15 protein-coding genes are annotated in these 17299 nt (G+C 34.6%); 6 read left to right on the top strand and 9 right to left on the bottom strand.

All coding sequences use genetic code 11. The annotated features are described in order from the left end of the window. Positions 1-88: 88 nt before the first annotated feature. Complete coding sequence (locus OXQ85_RS20100) at positions 89-877, bottom strand: SDR family oxidoreductase (RefSeq protein WP_267406848.1); 789 nt, start codon at positions 875-877, stop codon at positions 89-91. Between the two features lie 391 nt (positions 878-1268). Here OXQ85_RS20100 and OXQ85_RS20105 point away from each other — a divergent pair, with 391 nt between their 5' ends. The 3 genes from OXQ85_RS20105 to OXQ85_RS20115 all read left to right on the top strand — a co-directional run bounded on the left by OXQ85_RS20105 (position 1269) and on the right by OXQ85_RS20115 (position 7601). Beyond that, complete coding sequence (locus tag OXQ85_RS20105; RefSeq protein WP_267406851.1) at positions 1269-4160, top strand: TonB-dependent receptor; 2892 nt, start codon at positions 1269-1271, stop codon at positions 4158-4160. Positions 4161-4187: 27 nt separating this feature from the next. Continuing rightward, the gene (locus OXQ85_RS20110) at positions 4188-5696 is read left to right on the top strand and encodes a RagB/SusD family nutrient uptake outer membrane protein (protein ID WP_267406853.1); all 1509 of its coding nucleotides are present in this window, start codon (positions 4188-4190) and stop codon (positions 5694-5696) included. Between the two features lie 78 nt (positions 5697-5774). After that, on the top strand, positions 5775-7601 hold the full coding sequence (locus tag OXQ85_RS20115) for an alkaline phosphatase (RefSeq protein ID WP_267406854.1): 1827 nt from the start codon (positions 5775-5777) through the stop codon (positions 7599-7601). A 294-nt stretch (positions 7602-7895) separates the two neighbouring features. Here the strand turns inward: OXQ85_RS20115 and OXQ85_RS20120 are convergent, their stop codons facing one another. The 4 genes from OXQ85_RS20120 to OXQ85_RS20135 all read right to left on the bottom strand — a co-directional run bounded on the left by OXQ85_RS20120 (position 7896) and on the right by OXQ85_RS20135 (position 11523). Beyond that, positions 7896-8387 (bottom strand): hypothetical protein, encoded by a 492-nt coding sequence (locus tag OXQ85_RS20120; protein WP_267406856.1) that lies wholly within the window; start codon positions 8385-8387, stop codon positions 7896-7898. 83 nt (positions 8388-8470) lie between these two features. Then, on the bottom strand, positions 8471-9694 hold the full coding sequence (locus OXQ85_RS20125; protein WP_267406857.1) for a 3-phosphoshikimate 1-carboxyvinyltransferase: 1224 nt from the start codon (positions 9692-9694) through the stop codon (positions 8471-8473). Between the two features lie 89 nt (positions 9695-9783). Next, complete coding sequence (locus OXQ85_RS20130; protein WP_225690424.1) at positions 9784-10110, bottom strand: nucleotide pyrophosphohydrolase; 327 nt, start codon at positions 10108-10110, stop codon at positions 9784-9786. After that, positions 10111-11523 (bottom strand): hypothetical protein, encoded by a 1413-nt coding sequence (locus OXQ85_RS20135; RefSeq protein ID WP_267406863.1) that lies wholly within the window; start codon positions 11521-11523, stop codon positions 10111-10113. It lies immediately after the preceding gene. A 181-nt stretch (positions 11524-11704) separates the two neighbouring features. On the opposite strand from OXQ85_RS20135, the gene OXQ85_RS20140 reads away from it, so the two are divergent. Continuing rightward, complete coding sequence (locus OXQ85_RS20140) at positions 11705-11956, top strand: type B 50S ribosomal protein L31 (RefSeq protein ID WP_034678914.1); 252 nt, start codon at positions 11705-11707, stop codon at positions 11954-11956. 197 nt (positions 11957-12153) lie between these two features. After that, complete coding sequence (locus OXQ85_RS20145; protein ID WP_267406866.1) at positions 12154-13314, top strand: GlmU family protein; 1161 nt, start codon at positions 12154-12156, stop codon at positions 13312-13314. Between the two features lie 32 nt (positions 13315-13346). On the opposite strand, the gene OXQ85_RS20150 is transcribed toward OXQ85_RS20145, so the two are convergent. Genes OXQ85_RS20150 through OXQ85_RS20165 form a run of 4 tightly spaced genes read right to left on the bottom strand, consistent with a single transcriptional unit; the run spans position 13347 to position 17011 of the window. Next, positions 13347-14501, bottom strand: a complete 1155-nt coding sequence (locus tag OXQ85_RS20150; RefSeq protein WP_267406867.1) for a hypothetical protein — start codon at positions 14499-14501, stop codon at positions 13347-13349. 41 nt (positions 14502-14542) lie between these two features. Beyond that, complete coding sequence (locus OXQ85_RS20155) at positions 14543-15106, bottom strand: DUF6705 family protein (protein ID WP_267406869.1); 564 nt, start codon at positions 15104-15106, stop codon at positions 14543-14545. 41 nt (positions 15107-15147) lie between these two features. Further along, positions 15148-15714, bottom strand: coding sequence for a DUF6705 family protein (locus tag OXQ85_RS20160; protein WP_267406871.1), 567 nt, complete (start codon positions 15712-15714; stop codon positions 15148-15150). Positions 15715-15730: 16 nt separating this feature from the next. Next, positions 15731-17011, bottom strand: coding sequence for a hypothetical protein (locus OXQ85_RS20165; protein ID WP_267406873.1), 1281 nt, complete (start codon positions 17009-17011; stop codon positions 15731-15733). 193 nt (positions 17012-17204) lie between these two features. Between OXQ85_RS20165 and OXQ85_RS20170 the strand changes: the two genes are divergently transcribed. Beyond that, a partial coding sequence (locus OXQ85_RS20170; RefSeq protein ID WP_267406874.1) for a helix-turn-helix transcriptional regulator occupies positions 17205-17299 on the top strand: 95 nt, incomplete at its 3' end.

The following is a 17299-nucleotide window of genomic DNA, read 5'->3' on the forward strand; positions in this document are numbered from 1 at the left end:
ATGATTATCTTAATTCAACTTAACTTCTTAAATAAAATCTTAATGGTTCAAATAATATATTTTAATTAGTTTTTTAAAATAACTGAAACTAAGCCAGTTTATTATATTTCTTCATCAAATTCTCATAAGTTCCCTGAGGAAGAATCCATTTCAAAGGAACTCCGATCTTTTGCCCGAATTTCCCGAAATAATAATGTGCTTTCCATTTCTTTTTGGCTAAAAGAGCATCTACATATTCTGCAACTTCCAAAGGTTCAGTTCCGTCGCCTACGTGAGAATTCATTAAAGCATATACTTTATTAAACACATTTTTGTAAGGTTCAGACACTTTTGTTTTTACTCTGTTTTCAGCAATATTGGTTTTAATATCTCCTAAATGAAGCGAGCAAACGTGAATATTCCAAGGGTAAACTTCATATCGCATTGCTTCCGTTACTTTATCCAAAGCAGATTTTGAAGCAGAATAAAATCCACGGAAAGGCAATCCCATTTCACTTCCGATACTTGAAACATTGATAATTTGTCCGAATTTATTTTCACGCATTTTCGGCATCACTGCACTCATCATCTGCACAGCTCCCACTAAATTTAGGTTGAATAATTTCAGAATATCTTCTTTCGTAGAATCTTCCACAGCGCCTACCATTCCCATTCCTGCATTGTTAATCAAAACATCAATTCGGGTTTCTGTTTTCAATACTTCGGCAATGGCATTCTGAACCGCATCATTATCTGTAACATCCGTCGGAATAGATTGAAAATGCTGGCTCTCGGTGTGTTTTCTGCTTAGTCCATATACTTTATGACCTTTCTTCCCGAAATATTCTGCTAATACGAAACCGATTCCTGATGAGGTTCCTGTGATGATTATCGTCATGTATTCTTATTGCTGTTTAGAATTATATATTTTGCAAATTTCCGAGATTATTTTTGATCTCTCATGCTTTATATATAAGCTTACTATTAATTTTTAGCAAATGTAAAAAAAGAAAAATGAACTCTCTGTTATTTATTTAAAACTGAAAATATTTTTGATGAAAATAAAGATGAGTATTATGTTAAATAGAATCTGTTGAATAATAGAAAAAATTATTAATTAAATAAAATATAATTAATGAATTATTAAAGGATAAGAATGCTTGAGATTCCTTTATTAATCGCATGTTGTGATAGGTTTTGTTAATGTTTTTGTAATGAAAACGTAAGGTGAAATTAATATCATTTGAGGTACTTGAAATCTATTTTTGCCTCTTAATTAAAATGATGATATGAGTTTACTGAAAATGCCTGTTTCAATTTCTTATTTTACAGGTCGGGCGCTATTATTGGGGGCGATTTCTATTTCACCAATAGTGCTGTCTCAGCAAAAGCAAGACAGTGTAAAAGAAAAATCCATAGACGAGGTTGTGGTTGTGGGTTACGGAACGCAAAAGAAGAGTAAAGTTTCCGGAGCGGTGTCGGAAGCTTCGCTAGACAAACTAAGTTCAAGATCTTTATCAGGAGTGGGAGAAGTGCTTCAGGGGAAGGCTCCCGGAGTAACGGTGGTGAATGAAGGTGGAGATCCGAACGGTACGCCAAGAGTGAATATTCGTGGTTTGGGTGGTATTAACGGAGAATCTCCTTTGTACGTTATTGACGGAGTAGTCTTCAACGGAACGCCTTCCATCAACCCGAATGATATTCAGGATATTTCTGTTCTGAAGGATGCTTCTGCTGCCATTTATGGGGCAAGATCTTCCGGAGGGGTAATTTTAATTACAACTAAAAGAGGAAAAAAAGGAACCTTGACGGTAGATTTTGATGTTAAATACGGAATCAACCAAGCCTGGAGACTTAAAAAATCATTAAATGCGGCTGAATTTCAGGATGTGATGCACGCCGCTTTTGAAAATGCAGGAAAGCTGAGCAGTTTACCTTTGGCCTTTAATGCAGAAAAATATCCCGACGGAAGAGTAACGAGAACGGATTGGATGAACGAGATTTTCAGAACGGGAACACTTCAGGAATATAATGTGAATTTAAGCGGAGGAAGCGAGAAATCGAAGTTCTTTGTCGGAATGAACCACAGAAATGTAGAAGGAATCTTATTGAATACACAGGCAAAACGATATAATTTCAGAGTAAATTCAGAACATAAAGTTAAAGACTGGTTAACGATCGGAGAAAATATGTATTATAATTATTCCGACGGAAATACAGCAGATACTCAAAGTGGATATACGGGAGCTTTGATTGCGGCGATGTACTATCCGCCAAATGTTCCGGTGTATACTCCAACAGGAGCTTATTCAGGATTGCCGATCAGCGTGGCGGGCGGTTACGGAGATATGATTAACCCTGTGGCTTATCTTAATAGAATCAGCATCAGAAACCCTACTCATGAAATTTTAATTAATCCTTATGCTGAAATTACGTTAGCAAAAGACTTAAAATTCCGATCCAACTTTTCACAAAGTTTTAAACTGGGGAACGTAAAGAATTTCACTTACAGAGTATTGGAAGTAGGGAAAATTTTTGATACGAATAGCTTGGAGTATCAGTCTAATAATTACTCAACTGCTCTTGCCGAGCAGCTCCTTACTTATAAAATATCTTTAGGTAAGCATAATTTTGATTTCCTGGCAGGTTTTACCTTCCAAAAAAATATTGAAGAAGGTTTTATGGCAAAAACTTATGATTTCCGAAGTGAAGCTGAGGTTTTCCAACACCTTCAAAATGCTGCCGATACCAATAGAGAAGCAACGAGTTATCGAACTAAAAATACCTTGACATCTTATCTGGCGAGAGTAAATTACGATTACGCAGGAAAATATATTTTGAGTGTATTGGGAAGACGGGATGGTTCTTCACTGGTTGCCAAACATAATAAATTTGCTAATTATTATGCTGTTTCAGGGGCATGGGTTGTTTCTAAAGAAAATTTTCTGAATGAAGTTTCATGGCTTTCCAATTTAAAATTAAGAGGAAGCTACGGTATTTTAGGAAACCTTGGGGGAATTACTCCACAATCGGTCAATCCTTTAATGATAAGAGAGAACAATATTATTTTCGGACAAGATCCTTCTCAGAATATTGCCTATTACGCAACTATAATGCCGAATTTCGATATAAAATGGGGAGAATCTAATCAGAAAGACTTCGGAGTTGATGCTTCCTTCTTGGAAAATAGTTTGTCTTTACAGTTTGATTATTTTGTTAAAAAATCAAACCGACAAGTATTCAATGTAAGCTTGCCAAGTACTTCTACTTATCTTAGTCAGTACATCAATGCTGGCTTGTTTGAGGATAAAGGATATGAAGTAGGAATTAATTATAACAGCAAAAGCAAAGGTGATTTTACCTATTCAGTAGGTGCTACTTTTAGTCAACTAAAAAATACGGTGAAGCAATTGGCTGATGTTGATGAGATTTTCATCAATACCAATGGCGTGAGAGGTGTTTTGAAGCCTACCCGTATCAGAACTGGTGAATCATTATATTCTTATTACGGTTATAGAACGGCAGGAATTTTCCAATCGCAGGAGGAGATCAATAATTATAAAGATGCCAATGGAAATTTAATTCAGCCTAATGCAAAACCGGGAGATATTAAATTCCTTAAAAAAGACGGAAACGTAGGAATATTGAACAATAACGATATGGTAAACCTCGGAAACCCTTATCCTAAATTCTCTTACGGATTGTCTTACAACATGACGTGGAAGAACTTTGATCTGAATATTTTCCTTCAGGGCGTTTACGGAAATAAAATCTTTAACGGGATGAAATTCGTTTCGTTAAACCCAGGTGGAACAGGACAAAATTATAATATGGACCGAGATATTCTGAATGCCTGGACGCCGCAAAATACAAATACAGACATTCCGATGTTGATGCATGGTGACCCAAGCGGGAACTATTCTAAAGTCTCAGATTTTTATGTGGAAGACGGATCTTATTTAAGATTGAAAAACCTTACCATCGGCTATTCTTTGCCTAAAGATCTTTACAAGAAAATAAACGTCAACAGATTACGAATTTATGTAACGACCAACAACCTTTTCACGATTACAAAATACACAGGTTTCGATCCTGAAGTGGGAATGGATTCTTATGGAGTAGATACAGGAAGATATCCTCAGGCGCGTTCGTTTATTTTCGGAATTGAAGCCGGATTATAATTTAATAATGATTTAAAACAAAAAAAGATGAAATATTTCAACAAAATAATCATAGCAACAGGATTGGCAGCCACGCTTTTATCTTGTACCAGCGAACTTGATGTTCAGCCGGAAGGTACGCCTACAGAAGCCAGCTTCTGGAAAACAGAAAACGATCTAATTACGGGAGCAAATGCGATGTACAAACCGTTATTCGACAGCGAATTTTACGGAAGAGGTTTGTTTTGGTTCATCAATGCGAGTGATGATATGGTGACGGGAAGAGCAAGAAGTGAAGCCGATAACGCTAAAAATTTCAGCAGCAACTATATCGCAGCAGGTGATCTGGAAACACAATGGAATAAAAGATACTCTGTGATTGGTGTGGCCAACCGTGTGATCAGAAATATTGATAATATTCAGACTTCAACCGCGGTTAGAAATAAATATTTGGGTGAAGCTTTATTCATGAGCAGCAGAATGTATTTTGAACTGGCTTCAAATTACGGAAATGAAAAAGCAGGCGTTCCGATCATTGACAGAACTCAGGAGCCGGATCCCAACCCAATTCCGAGAGCGGCGAATGTGATGGCCAATTACAATTACATCGTCAATGATTTGAAACAGGCGGCAGATTTATTGCCAAAACAGGAAGAGCTTCCTGCTAAAGATTACGGAAGACCTCATAAAGCGGCGGCCTGGGCATTGCTGGCAAAGGTTTATCTTTTTATGAAAGATTATCAGAATGCAGAATATTACGCCAATGAAGTGATGACGCAGGGTGGAAGAGCTTTGCTTGCCAACTATGCCGATGTTTTTAAATCTGAAAATAATTACAGTACAGAATATATTTGGTCTATTCCGGGAACTCCGAAATTTACGTCTTGGGGAAGTATTCTTCCGGGGGTAATGTTGGAAAATAAAGGTTGGGGAGAATATAACGGTTGGGGATATTTTCAGCCGACAAAAGAGTTGTATGATGAATTTGAAACTAATGATAAAAGAAGAAGCGTTACTTTGTTGAGGTTGGGAGATACATTTACTTTTAACGGAACGCAGAGAACCTATACTTCTACCAATTCATTAACGGGTTATCAGTTCAACAAATACATGGATGCCTTTAAATATCCTTTAAGCAGCGGTCATGTAAGTGCCAACGGGGATTATCCTTGTACCGATCTTTCGGTTCCGATCATGCGTTATGCTGAGGTTATTCTGATAAAAGCGGAAGCTAAAATTATGCTGGGACAAAATGCAGATATTGAAATTAATATGATCAGAAACCGCGCCGGATTACCTGCAAAAAATGGCTGCACATTGGCTGATCTTAAACATGAAAGACGTTGCGAGCTAGCAGGCGAATGGTCTGACCGACACAGAGATCTTGTCCGTTGGGGCGATGCGCAGGCTACTTATGCACAGGCACTTCACGGAAGCAGCAATCAACAGGTTTGGGCTCCGAGAAACTTCAATCCGGCGATCCACAATGTATGGGCTGTTCCGCAGGCCGAAATCGTAAACAGCCACGGAATCATCAAGCAAAATGAAGGCTGGTAAACATTTAATATAAAGCATTAATATACACCGTATCACTACTGAAAACTCTGTAGTGATATGGTTTTTTATACAGAGAATATGAAGCAAGCAAAAATTTGGGCATTATTGGCTCTGGCTGTTTTTTCTAAAAATCAGGCACAGAATTATTTGAATTATAGCGTAAACAACGCTCATTCACACAATGATTACGAACAGAAAATTCCGTTTTGGGAGGCGTATTATGCTGATTTCGGTTCTATTGAAGCCGATGTTTTTTTAGTGAAAGGTCAGCTTTGGGTGGCACATTCGGAAAAGGAGCTGTCTGCGGAAAGAACGTTGGAAAGTCTTTATTTAGATCATATTTCAAAACAAATTAAGCTGAATAAAGGAAGTGTTTATCCTGATGCCAATAAAAAACTGCAATTGTTGATAGATGTTAAACAAGATTATAAAACAACCTTAGCTGCATTGACGGATGTATTGAAGAAATATCCTGAAATTACTAACAGTTCAAGTGTTAAAATCGTTATTACGGGAGGTCGTCCGAAACCTTCGGATTTTAAAAATTATCCAAATTATTTGTATTTTGATGGCGACATCAACCAAAAATATACGGCTGATGAGTTGAAAAGAGTAGGATTATTCAGTGCCGATCTGCAGGATTTTATTAAATGGAACGGTAAAGGTATTCCGCGAGATGAGGAAACTTTAGCAATCAAAAAAGCGGTGGATAATGCCCATGCGCAAAAAAAGGCAATCCGTTTCTACGGCGCTCCGGATTTTACCAATGCATGGATTAATCTGATTGATCTGGGTGTGGATTATATCAATACCGATCATATTCCTGATCTGAAAAAATTCTTAACAACCCTTCCGAAAAATTTTTATAAGAATACAAAAAACTACGAAACGTATTCGCCCACTTACCAAACAGACGGAGTGGTTAAGAAAGTGAAAAATGTCATTCTTTTGATTCCGGACGGTACTTCTTTACCTCAATATTATGCTGCTTTTACGGCTAATAAAGGAAAGCTGAATGTCTTTAATATGAAAGCCACCGGATTGTCAAAAACCAATTCTTCTAACGCGTATATTACCGATTCTGCTCCAGGATCTACGGCTTTTGCCACAGGAGTAAAAACAAAAAATACTTTTGTAGGCGTTGACGGATCCGGAAAAGCTTTAGCACAGATTCCTGATATTATTGCTGAAAAAGGAATGGTTTCAGGATTGATTTCCACAGGAGATATCACGGATGCGACTCCTGCTGATTTTTATGCTCATTCGGACAACAGAAATAGTTCAGAAACTATTTTAAAAGATTTTATCAGTTCTAAAACAAAGATTCTGATCGGTGGTCCAACAAGCGGTCTGAACTCCGAAAATGCTCAAAAAATAAAAGATGCTAAAATTGATTTTTATAAAGATTTGAAATCTGTCAATAAAATAGCAAATAGAACCTTAGTGATCGATCCATTGGCTTCAAAAAGGATTACAGACGGAAGAGAAAACTGGCTTTCAGATGCTTTTGATCTTACATTAAACAATCTGAAAGATAATAAAAACGGTTTTTTCATGGTGATCGAGGCTTCTCAAACCGATGGCGGCGGTCACAGCAATAATCTGGGACAACTGGTGACCGAATTATTGGATTTCGATCATGTGGTCGGAAAAGCGATGAAATTTGCTGACGATAATAAAGAAACTTTGGTAGTTGTCGTTGGCGATCACGAAACGGGCGGATTAACGCTTCTTGACGGAAGTCTGCAGAACGGTTGGATATTCGGAAACTTCAGTACCAACGATCATACTTCGATTCCTTCGAGTGTTTTTGCGTATGGTCCGAATTCAAAAGAGTTTACTGGATTATTTGAAAATACGGACATCTTCAATAAAATAATGAAGGCATACGGAATTCAGAAATAATAAATATTGAATTTTAAGACTTTTTATTGCTTGTTCTAAATTTCTTAATCAAAATAAACTTTGTTTATTCTTTTTTTAACATTAAGATTTTAAGGTCTTTAAGCTGAATAAGATTAAGAAATCCATAAATTGATTTTTATTAAGGTCTTTAAGAAAATAATCTTAACTTCTTAATGTTAAAAAGAAATTTAAATAGGTTATAAAATTTCAGTGCTTTTCGTAGTTAAATCAAATAAAAAAATGTAGTCCTTATTAATAAAGACTACATTTTTTTATTCTGTTTAATTGTAAAAGTTACAAACCTCCCGTATCTTCTATTTCTACTAATCCAATATCTGGAATATCACAAAGACAACCTTTAATCGATTTGTAAATTCCGGAAATTTCGATTTCTTTACCTTTCGGATCAGAAATTGTGATTCCGGTTGAGTAAGATGAATCTTCCGCAGAATACGATTTGTACAACTGATACGTATAGCCGTTGTTGATAAACGTCAGGTAATTCAGTTCCATGCCTGAATTTTGCTTGCCGCCGCCTCTGAAATAAGATCTGTATTTGAATTTTTTCCAACTTGCTTTTGTCCTTTCAGCAGGATATTTCATTTCTACTTTATTTTTGCTTCCAAAGCGATATTGCAGATATTGATTTTTCTTGTCTTTTGCCAAAACCATTTTCTTACCCGCTTTTGTTTCAAACGAATAAACGATTTCTTCATTAGGTAAAAGATATTGTGCCCAAATAGACGCCGGAGCCAGAAAGGTCAGGAATAATAAATACTTTGTCATTGAAATTGGTGTTAAAAGAATGAAGTAATCTGAAGAAAAATTTTGTTGATTCTTCAGATCACTTCCTTGATAATTTATTTTAATTATTGAATGAAAATACTTGAAAGATCTTCCCAGAACATCGGATAAGATTTTTCCACAACATCTTCATCTTCAATCTGTAATTCTTTAATCAGGCAAAAAGGAGCGAAACTCATTGCCATTCTGTGATCCTGATACGTTTTGATGATAATATTTTCTTCAGGCTCATTAAAACTGATTGACTTGATGGTTAAATCCGTAAATTCAGTTTCTGCACCCAGTTTTTTCAGTTCATTATATAACGCTAAAAGTCGGTCGGTTTCTTTTACTCTCAATGTTCCCAATCCTGAAATCTCAAATGGAATCTTTAAAGCTGTTGCTGTTACACAAAGCGTTTGCGCAATATCCGGACAGTTGTTCATATCCAAAACAATTTTTTCAGGAAACTGAAAATTAGGATCAGGTTGAAGGGTTAATTGATGCTTTTCTTCGTTAAAGGTTGTTTTAATTCCGAAAAATTGTTCATAAATATCAGCAATCGCAGAATCGCCCTGAGTGGATGATTGATAGAAGCTTTTTAAATGAATTGTTTCTCTTCCCAAAGCCGCAATAGAGTAGAAGTAAGAGGCAGAGCTCCAGTCGCTTTCTACTTCATAGTTGTTGGTTGTTGGTTGTTGGTTGCTGATTGATTCTACTTTGATCGTGTTTCCGATGAAGCTATTTTTAATACCGAATTTGGTTAAAATATCCAGCGTCATTTCAATATAAGATCTTGAAGTAACTTCGCCAATCAAGTTAATTTCTAATCCGTTTTCCAGTTTTCCGGCAATCAAAAGAAGCGAAGTGATAAACTGGCTCGAAATATTGGCAGGAACATCAACACTCGTTTGCGTGATTTTTCTTCCGGTGATTTTCAATGGCGGGAAACCTTCATTTTCCAGATATTCTATTTCAACGCCCAGATTTTGTAAAGCGGTTACCAAGTTTTTGATTGGTCTTTCTTTCATTCTGCCAGAACCGGTAAGAATGGTCGTTTTTCCGTCCTGAATAGAATAATAAGACGTAAGGAAACGCATTGCCGTTCCCGCGTGGTGAATATCTACGGTTTCTGTATTCTCAGACAATGCTTTTTTCAGCAATTGAGTATCCTGAGAATTTGACAGGTTTCCGATTTGTATATTTTTAAATAAACTTTCCAAAATCAACAAACGATTCGAAATACTTTTCGAACCGCTGATTTGTACCGTTTTATTTCCTAATAATTTTGATTTTTCTAGCTTCTTCATTGTTCTTCTGAGTTGGGAAGCCGGAGGCTGGAAGCAGGAAGTTTAAGTATTGTGTTAAACCTCCGGCTTCCATCATCCATCTTCCGGCATTATTTCAATTTTTCATTATTCTGATGACGATCTTTGTCGCGATCAGTTTTTATTTTCATTTTTTTATCGAAAGCGTCCTGCAAATTGACTCCCGTTTGGTTGGCTAAACATAATGTAACGAAAAGCACATCTGCCAATTCTTCACCAAGATCTTTGCTTTTATCACTTTCCTTTTCGCTTTGCTCGCCATATCTTCTGGCGATAATTCTGGCCACTTCTCCAACTTCTTCCGTTAGCATTGCCATATTGGTCAGTTCATTAAAATAACGAACGCCAATGGTTTTTATCCATTCATCAACTTGCTGCTGCAGATTTGTAATTTCCATTTATTGATAAGCTCCTAACGTAGGATTTGTAGTTCTTGAAACATTCACGATATCAGTAGGAACGGTGCCTGCGATGGTAGCACTTCCTTTCCCTCTTGCAAAAGAGTTTGGTTTAACTCTTAAATTCAGTTTAGCCGTAAAATAATTAACAAACTGAGGATCTTCATTTTTATAACACTGAACAATGCTGCTCGGGTTATTATCAAACTGGAATCCTGCTTCCGAAGTGTTGGAATATTTAATTAAACTGTTCTGAAAGAAGAAATTAAACAACTGCCCCGGCGTTTGCTCAAAGTTGATTCCGTTATCTCTGTCAGAATAAACGATGCTGTTCAGTAAATTCAGCTGTTGCAAAGCACCCTGTTCGGTTTGTCCGCTTTCATTTTTCCATTCATTGGTCGCGAAAATTCCGTTTCGGTTATACGAACTCATCACTTTAGAATAATTGGCAATCGTAGAATGGGTATAGCTATGATTTCCACCTCTGAAAATTCCGATACACGATTCTCCACAATTGTTCATCACTAAGTTTTTAGCATTTACCGTAGAATTCACTGCATAAATACCATATTCCTGGAAGGTATGAATGAAAGAATTATTAATGATTGCGTTGGTTTGCTTCATTTCCAATCCTTTTGTACCTCCGAAAAGTCTTGCATGGTTCATATTTAAATTAGAACCGGCTTCCATTTTAATAGAATTCCAGTTTTTAGGAATCGTATCATAATAAGGATCATTTCTGTCGCCACGAAGAATAACTTCTTTATCCAAAGTACCATTAATATTTAAAAAAGCACCCGTAGAAACCTTCATTCCGCTGTTTTTATGGAAATATACTTTCGTTCCTTCTTCTATATCTAAAGAAATATTTTCATCCACGGTTAAATTACCATAAATAATTTTTGCTTTATCATTCTTCCATACGGTATGATTGCTGATAACATTCGGATTGGTAGGCGTTTGGATGAAAAATTCTGCATCCTGAACCACTGAGAATAAAGTCACATGCTGTTGCCCTGCTGGACTCGTGAAAATTACACGATCTTCAGCAATTGCTTCCGGACCGGTTGCTTGTGGTGCAATTTCAACAAAAATATAAAGACTGTCTTTTTTTCTTAACGGCACATCTTTAAAATCATAACCCGGTTTCCCGTCTACATTGATCTTATATAAAGAAGCCGCTCCTTTTTCAAGGTTGATTCTTGGAATAATGATATCTTTATCTTCATTATTAAAAACTTTTACCGCATAGGTTTCCGAACGAACCTGATGGTAAACAGTGTCACAAAAAACAGTATCTCTTGAGAATCTTAGCTCCTGCGAAGGCTGATCAAAACTAATGTCATCCTTATTACAGGATACAGCCATAAGAAGCATCCAGAAAGAAAAAGCCAGTAATAATTTGAATTTCATCGAAATTAAAGTTTAAATAGATTTCAAATGTAACGAAAATACTTCAAATTTCTTATGAAGAAAAAATTATTGATTGGTTATTTGCAATTTTAAAAAAATATTGTATTTTTGCAACCTAAAATTTAGCAGAAGAAATACCATTACTATTTCGAAAGCAAACTTTAATTTTTAAAATTGTATTATGAAAAACGGAATTCACCCAGAAAATTATAGACTTGTTGTTTTCAAAGATATGAGTAACGACGAGGTATTTTTATGTAAGTCTACTGCAGACACAAAAGACACTATCGAGTTTGAAGGAACTGAGTACCCATTGATCAAAATGGAAATCTCTTCAACTTCTCACCCTTTCTACACAGGAAAAACTAAATTAGTTGACACTGCAGGTAGAGTTGATAAGTTCATGAACAAATACAAAAAATTCGCTAAGTAATTTTTTGATATTCAAAATATTAAAAGTCTTTCGATTTTCGGAAGACTTTTTTTATGCGCTTCAATTAAGGAGGTCGTTTTTTAAATTAATTTGATTTTAAGTTTCGATATTGTTCTTTATTTAAACTAATTGAGGAAAATTTTATTTGTATTTTTGTTTAAACTTTGAATTTTAAACTTAAAACATAAAACTGAACGATGCAATTAGTATTTTCAGATGCACAATATTGGGAAGATTTTCTTCCGCTTACTTTTACACGCCCCGTTGCAGAAATGCGTTGTGGAATTCTTACGTTCTCCGAAAGATGGCAGAAAATTTTAGATAATACGGAAATTTCTTTTTTCACCGAAACCTATTTGCAGGATAAATTTGCAGAACCTGAAAAAAAGGAAAGCCTTTTTCTGGTGACGAACTTTTTACCTACAGAAACAGTTATTCAGCAAATAAAAGACTTGAAGCAGGGTGAAGCATTGGTTTATGAAGATGAATTGGTGGCTGCAAAAATTAATATGGATGGATTTTCTCTGAATCAGATCGAAAAAATGACGGATATCAAGGAAGATTTGATTTTCTTTAAAAAGCCAACCGATCTTTTTACACATAATAAAGAAGCAATCGATTTTGATTTTGAATTGCTGACTAAAGATAGAATTTCACAAGAACTTTCTTCTACCAACGGATTTTTAGGAAATCAAAAAGACCTGTTTATCGAGGAAGGCGCTCAAGTAGAATTTTCTACCTTAAATACCAAAACAGGAAAAATATACATCGGAAAAAATGCGGAAGTGATGGAAGGTTGTCATCTTCGCGGTCCGATTGCTTTGGGTGAGGAATCGAAATTTAATTTAGGTTCAAAAATCTATGGTGCAACAACTATTGGTCCGCAATGTAAAGTAGGAGGGGAGGTGAATAACATTATTATTTTCGGATATTCGAGTAAAGGGCATGATGGTTTCATCGGAAATTCTGTGATTGGGGAATGGTGTAATTTCGGAGCTGATTCTAATTCATCCAACATGAAGAATAATTACGGTCACGTAAAACTTTGGAATTATAGAACAAAGGCTTTTGAAGATACCGGACTTCAATTTGCGGGATTAATTATGGGCGACCATTCTAAAACAGCTATCAATACTCAGTTGAATACAGGAACGGTTGTGGGTGTGGCTTCTAATATTTTCAAAGAAGGTTTTCCTCCCAATTTGATTGAAAATTTCTCGTGGGGCGGCTTCAAAGGTGATGAAAAGTTTAAACTCGACAAAGCCTACGAAGTCGCTGAAAGAGCAATGGCAAGAAGAAATGTCGCTTTAACGGATAAGGATAAGGCGATTATGAAACATATTTTTGATGCGTATTAAATATAAAAACCTCCGATTGGAGGTTTTTTGGTTTAGTAGTATTCAATTTGTCTTACCCATTTATATAAATCTTTTCCGTTGACATTTTTTACAACTTCTGTCCAGTTTTTTTGTTTGTCGAATTTATATTTGAATATAACTTCTGTCGGTTTTAAATCATCTTTAGTTTTACCCCAAGTATCTAAATAAATAAGTTTTTCTATATGATTATTTTTATATACAAACTGGATTTGATTTGAGATATTTCCTTGATAAAAATGTGTTCTTGTTTTAAGATTACCATCATTATAATGTTCATAATCTGTAGATGATATACTTGCATAACCTCCATCTTTTATTTCCTCTCTATACTTTCCATTTTTTTCGGGTATAAAGTAATGGTATTTGTCATCTTTTATTTGTGTTTCTTTTTTAATTCTACCTAATAAATCGTATTCGTATTTTGTGTATCCACTTTGAAAAAGCTTTTTGTTATAATAGTCAAGTTTATAATCAAAAAACTTTGATTCTTTAATTTGGAATTCGTTGTCATAAAAATTAACCCTGCTGAGTTTTTTTCGAAAAATTGAATCATTTCCCTCTTGAAAAGAATTTTCTCCTACCTTTTTCCACACAAAATCGGTTATAGCAAAAATACTGTCGGTTCGAGTAATCGTATCAAATTTTGAAACAAATAAAGGTTTATTACTTTCTATATTATGAATATATTTCTTCATAGGCTCATCTTTCCATTTAGAGTAAATTTCTCTAAACTTTAGAACTTTACTATTTTTATCATAAAAAAAACGATAATTGTCTTCTGAACGATCATTCTTAGATCTTTCTGTAGCTAATCTATTTAGATTATCATAAGTATAATCATAGTCATCAACAATTTCTCCTGATTTATAATACCATATTTCCTTTGTAACATTTCGGTTTTTATCATAATAAGTTTCATTATTGATATATCTGCAAAAATCGGTTTCAAACCATGTATCTCTCATGCTTTCTCTTAGAATTTTAGGAACCATTCTTATAGAATGACCATATTCATTATCTCCTCTCATAAAAGTAAAAGGTCCGGAATCATTTAAGAAAATAACATATTCTTTTACAAATTTAGGTTTTCCTAAAATTGAATCTTTTATGACTTGAGCATTATAATAAGTGGACAGGAGAATTAAAAGAAATAATATTTTTTTCATACTTTGTAATTTTAAAAACCTCCGATTGGAGGTTTTTGACTTTATTGTTTAGTAAAAATTAAATCCTTTGTTTCGGGAAGATAAATATTAATATCTGCCCCTTGAGGACATCTACTTTCATCAAGAATAATATCATCAGGGTGATACTCCCATGATATTTGTGTTGGACTTATTTTTTTTAAAAAGATGTCTCCCCAGCCTACATTGCAATTTGTTCCGCTATAGAAAAAAATAATTGTATTTAAAGTTGGTCGTGTTTGAATACTAAAAAATTTTATTTTAGAATTAATATCATTTTTTGTATCCTGAAGAACTGAACCATTTACATTTTTGATAATATATTTAATATCTAATATATCTGAATAATAATTTTTTCGAGAGCTTTTTTGTAATACATGTTCAATTTTAGTTATGTAGAGAGTGATTTCCTTACTCTGAAAGCTCGCTGTGTAAATACCGGTATAAGAGTCTAATTCATTATTTAAATCTTTTTTATAGGCATTTGGAGGAATTTCGAGCAAAGGAGTATTGAGTGCAATTGTCTGGCTCTTACAGTTAGAATATATGATACCAGTCATAAAGAATGATAATATAAATGTTTTCATTTTTCATCATTTGAAAAAGCCCCTTTTCAGAGGCTTTTTTATTATTGCTTTGTAAATATTAAATCTTTTGTTTCGGGAAGATAAATATTAATATCTGCCCCTTGAGGACATCTAGCACTGTCTAGAATAATGTCATTAGGACGATATTCCCAGGATATTTGGGTGGCATTAAGTTTTTTTAATTCAATTGCGCCCCAACCAACGCCACAATTGGTTCCTCCGTAATTAAACCACGCAACATTTTTATTTGGATATGTACCGTGACTAAAAATAGTATGTTTCAGCTGATTTAATTGGAAGTTCATATTTTGAGTGTCTTGCAAAACTACTCCGTTCTGATTTTTAATAATATATTTTACAGATAAAATATCCTGATAAACATTTAGTGATTGAAGAAACTTCATTGTTTCCATAGTAATAAATAAAGTAATTTCTTTACCTTGATAATTAGCTTTATATGTTCCTGAAAAAGGATTTAGTTCATTATTTATATCTTTTAAATACGAATTTGGGGGAACATTATCAAAGTCTGTATTCAATGGATAAACTTGCTGTGCCTTGTAAAAGACCGAAATAATTATAGCGATTATGTATATTATTTTTTTCATTTTTTTTTTGTTTTTTTTAACAAGGAATGGATGTTGCTATTCCATCACTATTTTTGATTATATTTTTTACAGTACCATTGCTTTCTATTCTTTGTAAATTAACTTTTCCTTCTAATCCCATATCCTTAAGGGTTTTCAAAAAGAAGTTTTCAATTGCTTCATTACTTACAGTACCTTCAGAATTTATTGTTCCATATCTTGTTTGGTATCTATCTTTGAATGGTTTTAATGTTTCGTCTGTATATGTTACTAATGCATCATTATAACTTCCACTAAACCAAATAACATAATGTATGCCATTTGGTGCAACCATTCCCATATAAGTCTTACTAGGATCTCCGTAATTTCCCTGTGCTCTTGCAAACCCTAATAATTGGTCTATATCTGGAGGAGATAGCATCGGTATTCCGGCAACTGTATGATTATGATAACCGCCAGTATATCCGGTTTTGTCACCAAAATTCACACTGTGATCCTGCCCGGTAATAGTTGCAGAGGGTGTGCCATCAGCTTTAAATTTTATACCTTTCTCACCATAGTTTGCATTAGTCTTAGGAAGTAGAGATTGATCTTTTAATTCTTTTAGACCTGCAGCCATTTTAGGATTATTAATTATTGATTTTATTTTATCACATGGATTTACAGTCGGAGTATTCCCACCCGGCCCACCGCCTCCAACTCCTGCTGTAGGATCAAAACAGTTGTTAAGTCCGGTACAGCCACTTTTAGGGCCACCACCACCTGGCTTTGGTCTTGGAGGGGCAGAAATTACGACCTCTTCTATATCACAGGGATCAGACCCGTCATATCCACAACGACTTGCTGTATTTCCCAATCTCTGATTTAAATTACTTTTCATAAAAGCAAAACGAAATTTTTCTATCACTTCATTATAATAATCAGTTCCCGAATCTAATTTTCGGAATTCAACTTCTGTTTCGTCTTTACTAAGGATTCCCACCATCAGACCGGTAACTTGTCTATTGGTAATCATGGGATAAATTACCCATCTTTCCCCATCATCCAACAGCATAGTCTGAGAGTGTAAATTGAATTCTACATATTCAGAATCATTTTTGTTGAAACTTTCTTTTTTCAATAAAGTAGTTCTGGCATAGGCAGTACCATGAATAGAATCATACTTTTCAAAAAGTATATTAAATCCTTTGGCGTAGTCTACAGTTTCATTATTAACTGAAGTAAAAACCTGAAATTTGTTGGAGTAATAGGCTTCTTCTTTAGACGCAAGAAGATCTTCATTGGTTCTGCAGGACTGCAGAGAGATAGCTAAAGCCATCAACGGCACGAGTCGGAGAGATAATTTTTTCTTCATAAGCATTTGTTTTTTTATGGGTTAAATATATCATTTTTTTATAACTCTACAAAGGTGTGAAAAAATAAGTGATATAATGAAGTAAAAAATTACTGCTTTCCGTACTTTTTTTCTAAAAGAAAATTTTATGTAATTTTGATGAAAATACTGTTAAGCTATGACGTTAGGTGAAAAACTGAAAAAAGCGAGAATCCATAAAAACTTTACGCAGGAATATCTGGCGGAAGTGCTAAATGTTTCTCAGAAAACCTA

The organism is Chryseobacterium sp. GM_Chr_2 (genome assembly GCF_026540445.1).
Lineage (GTDB): Bacteria > Bacteroidota > Bacteroidia > Flavobacteriales > Weeksellaceae > Chryseobacterium.

Bases quoted from the DNA above. Each gene is read 5' to 3' on its own strand.
- OXQ85_RS20130 (WP_225690424.1), bottom strand. From the start codon at position 10,110: ATGGAAATTACAAATCTGCAGCAGCAAGTTGATGAATGGATAAAAACC.
- OXQ85_RS20115 (WP_267406854.1), top strand. From the start codon at position 5,775: ATGAAGCAAGCAAAAATTTGGGCATTATTGGCTCTGGCTGTTTTTTCT.
- OXQ85_RS20155 (WP_267406869.1), bottom strand. From the start codon at position 15,106: ATGAAAACATTTATATTATCATTCTTTATGACTGGTATCATATATTCT.
- OXQ85_RS20125 (WP_267406857.1), bottom strand. From the start codon at position 9,694: ATGAAGAAGCTAGAAAAATCAAAATTATTAGGAAATAAAACGGTACAA.
- OXQ85_RS20120 (WP_267406856.1), bottom strand. From the start codon at position 8,387: ATGACAAAGTATTTATTATTCCTGACCTTTCTGGCTCCGGCGTCTATT.
- OXQ85_RS20140 (WP_034678914.1), top strand. From the start codon at position 11,705: ATGAAAAACGGAATTCACCCAGAAAATTATAGACTTGTTGTTTTCAAA.
- OXQ85_RS20100 (WP_267406848.1), bottom strand. From the start codon at position 877: ATGACGATAATCATCACAGGAACCTCATCAGGAATCGGTTTCGTATTA.
- OXQ85_RS20160 (WP_267406871.1), bottom strand. From the start codon at position 15,714: ATGAAAAAAATAATATACATAATCGCTATAATTATTTCGGTCTTTTAC.
- OXQ85_RS20135 (WP_267406863.1), bottom strand. From the start codon at position 11,523: ATGAAATTCAAATTATTACTGGCTTTTTCTTTCTGGATGCTTCTTATG.
- OXQ85_RS20105 (WP_267406851.1), top strand. From the start codon at position 1,269: ATGAGTTTACTGAAAATGCCTGTTTCAATTTCTTATTTTACAGGTCGG.
- OXQ85_RS20165 (WP_267406873.1), bottom strand. From the start codon at position 17,011: ATGGCTTTAGCTATCTCTCTGCAGTCCTGCAGAACCAATGAAGATCTT.
- OXQ85_RS20150 (WP_267406867.1), bottom strand. From the start codon at position 14,501: ATGAAAAAAATATTATTTCTTTTAATTCTCCTGTCCACTTATTATAAT.
- OXQ85_RS20145 (WP_267406866.1), top strand. From the start codon at position 12,154: ATGCAATTAGTATTTTCAGATGCACAATATTGGGAAGATTTTCTTCCG.
- OXQ85_RS20110 (WP_267406853.1), top strand. From the start codon at position 4,188: ATGAAATATTTCAACAAAATAATCATAGCAACAGGATTGGCAGCCACG.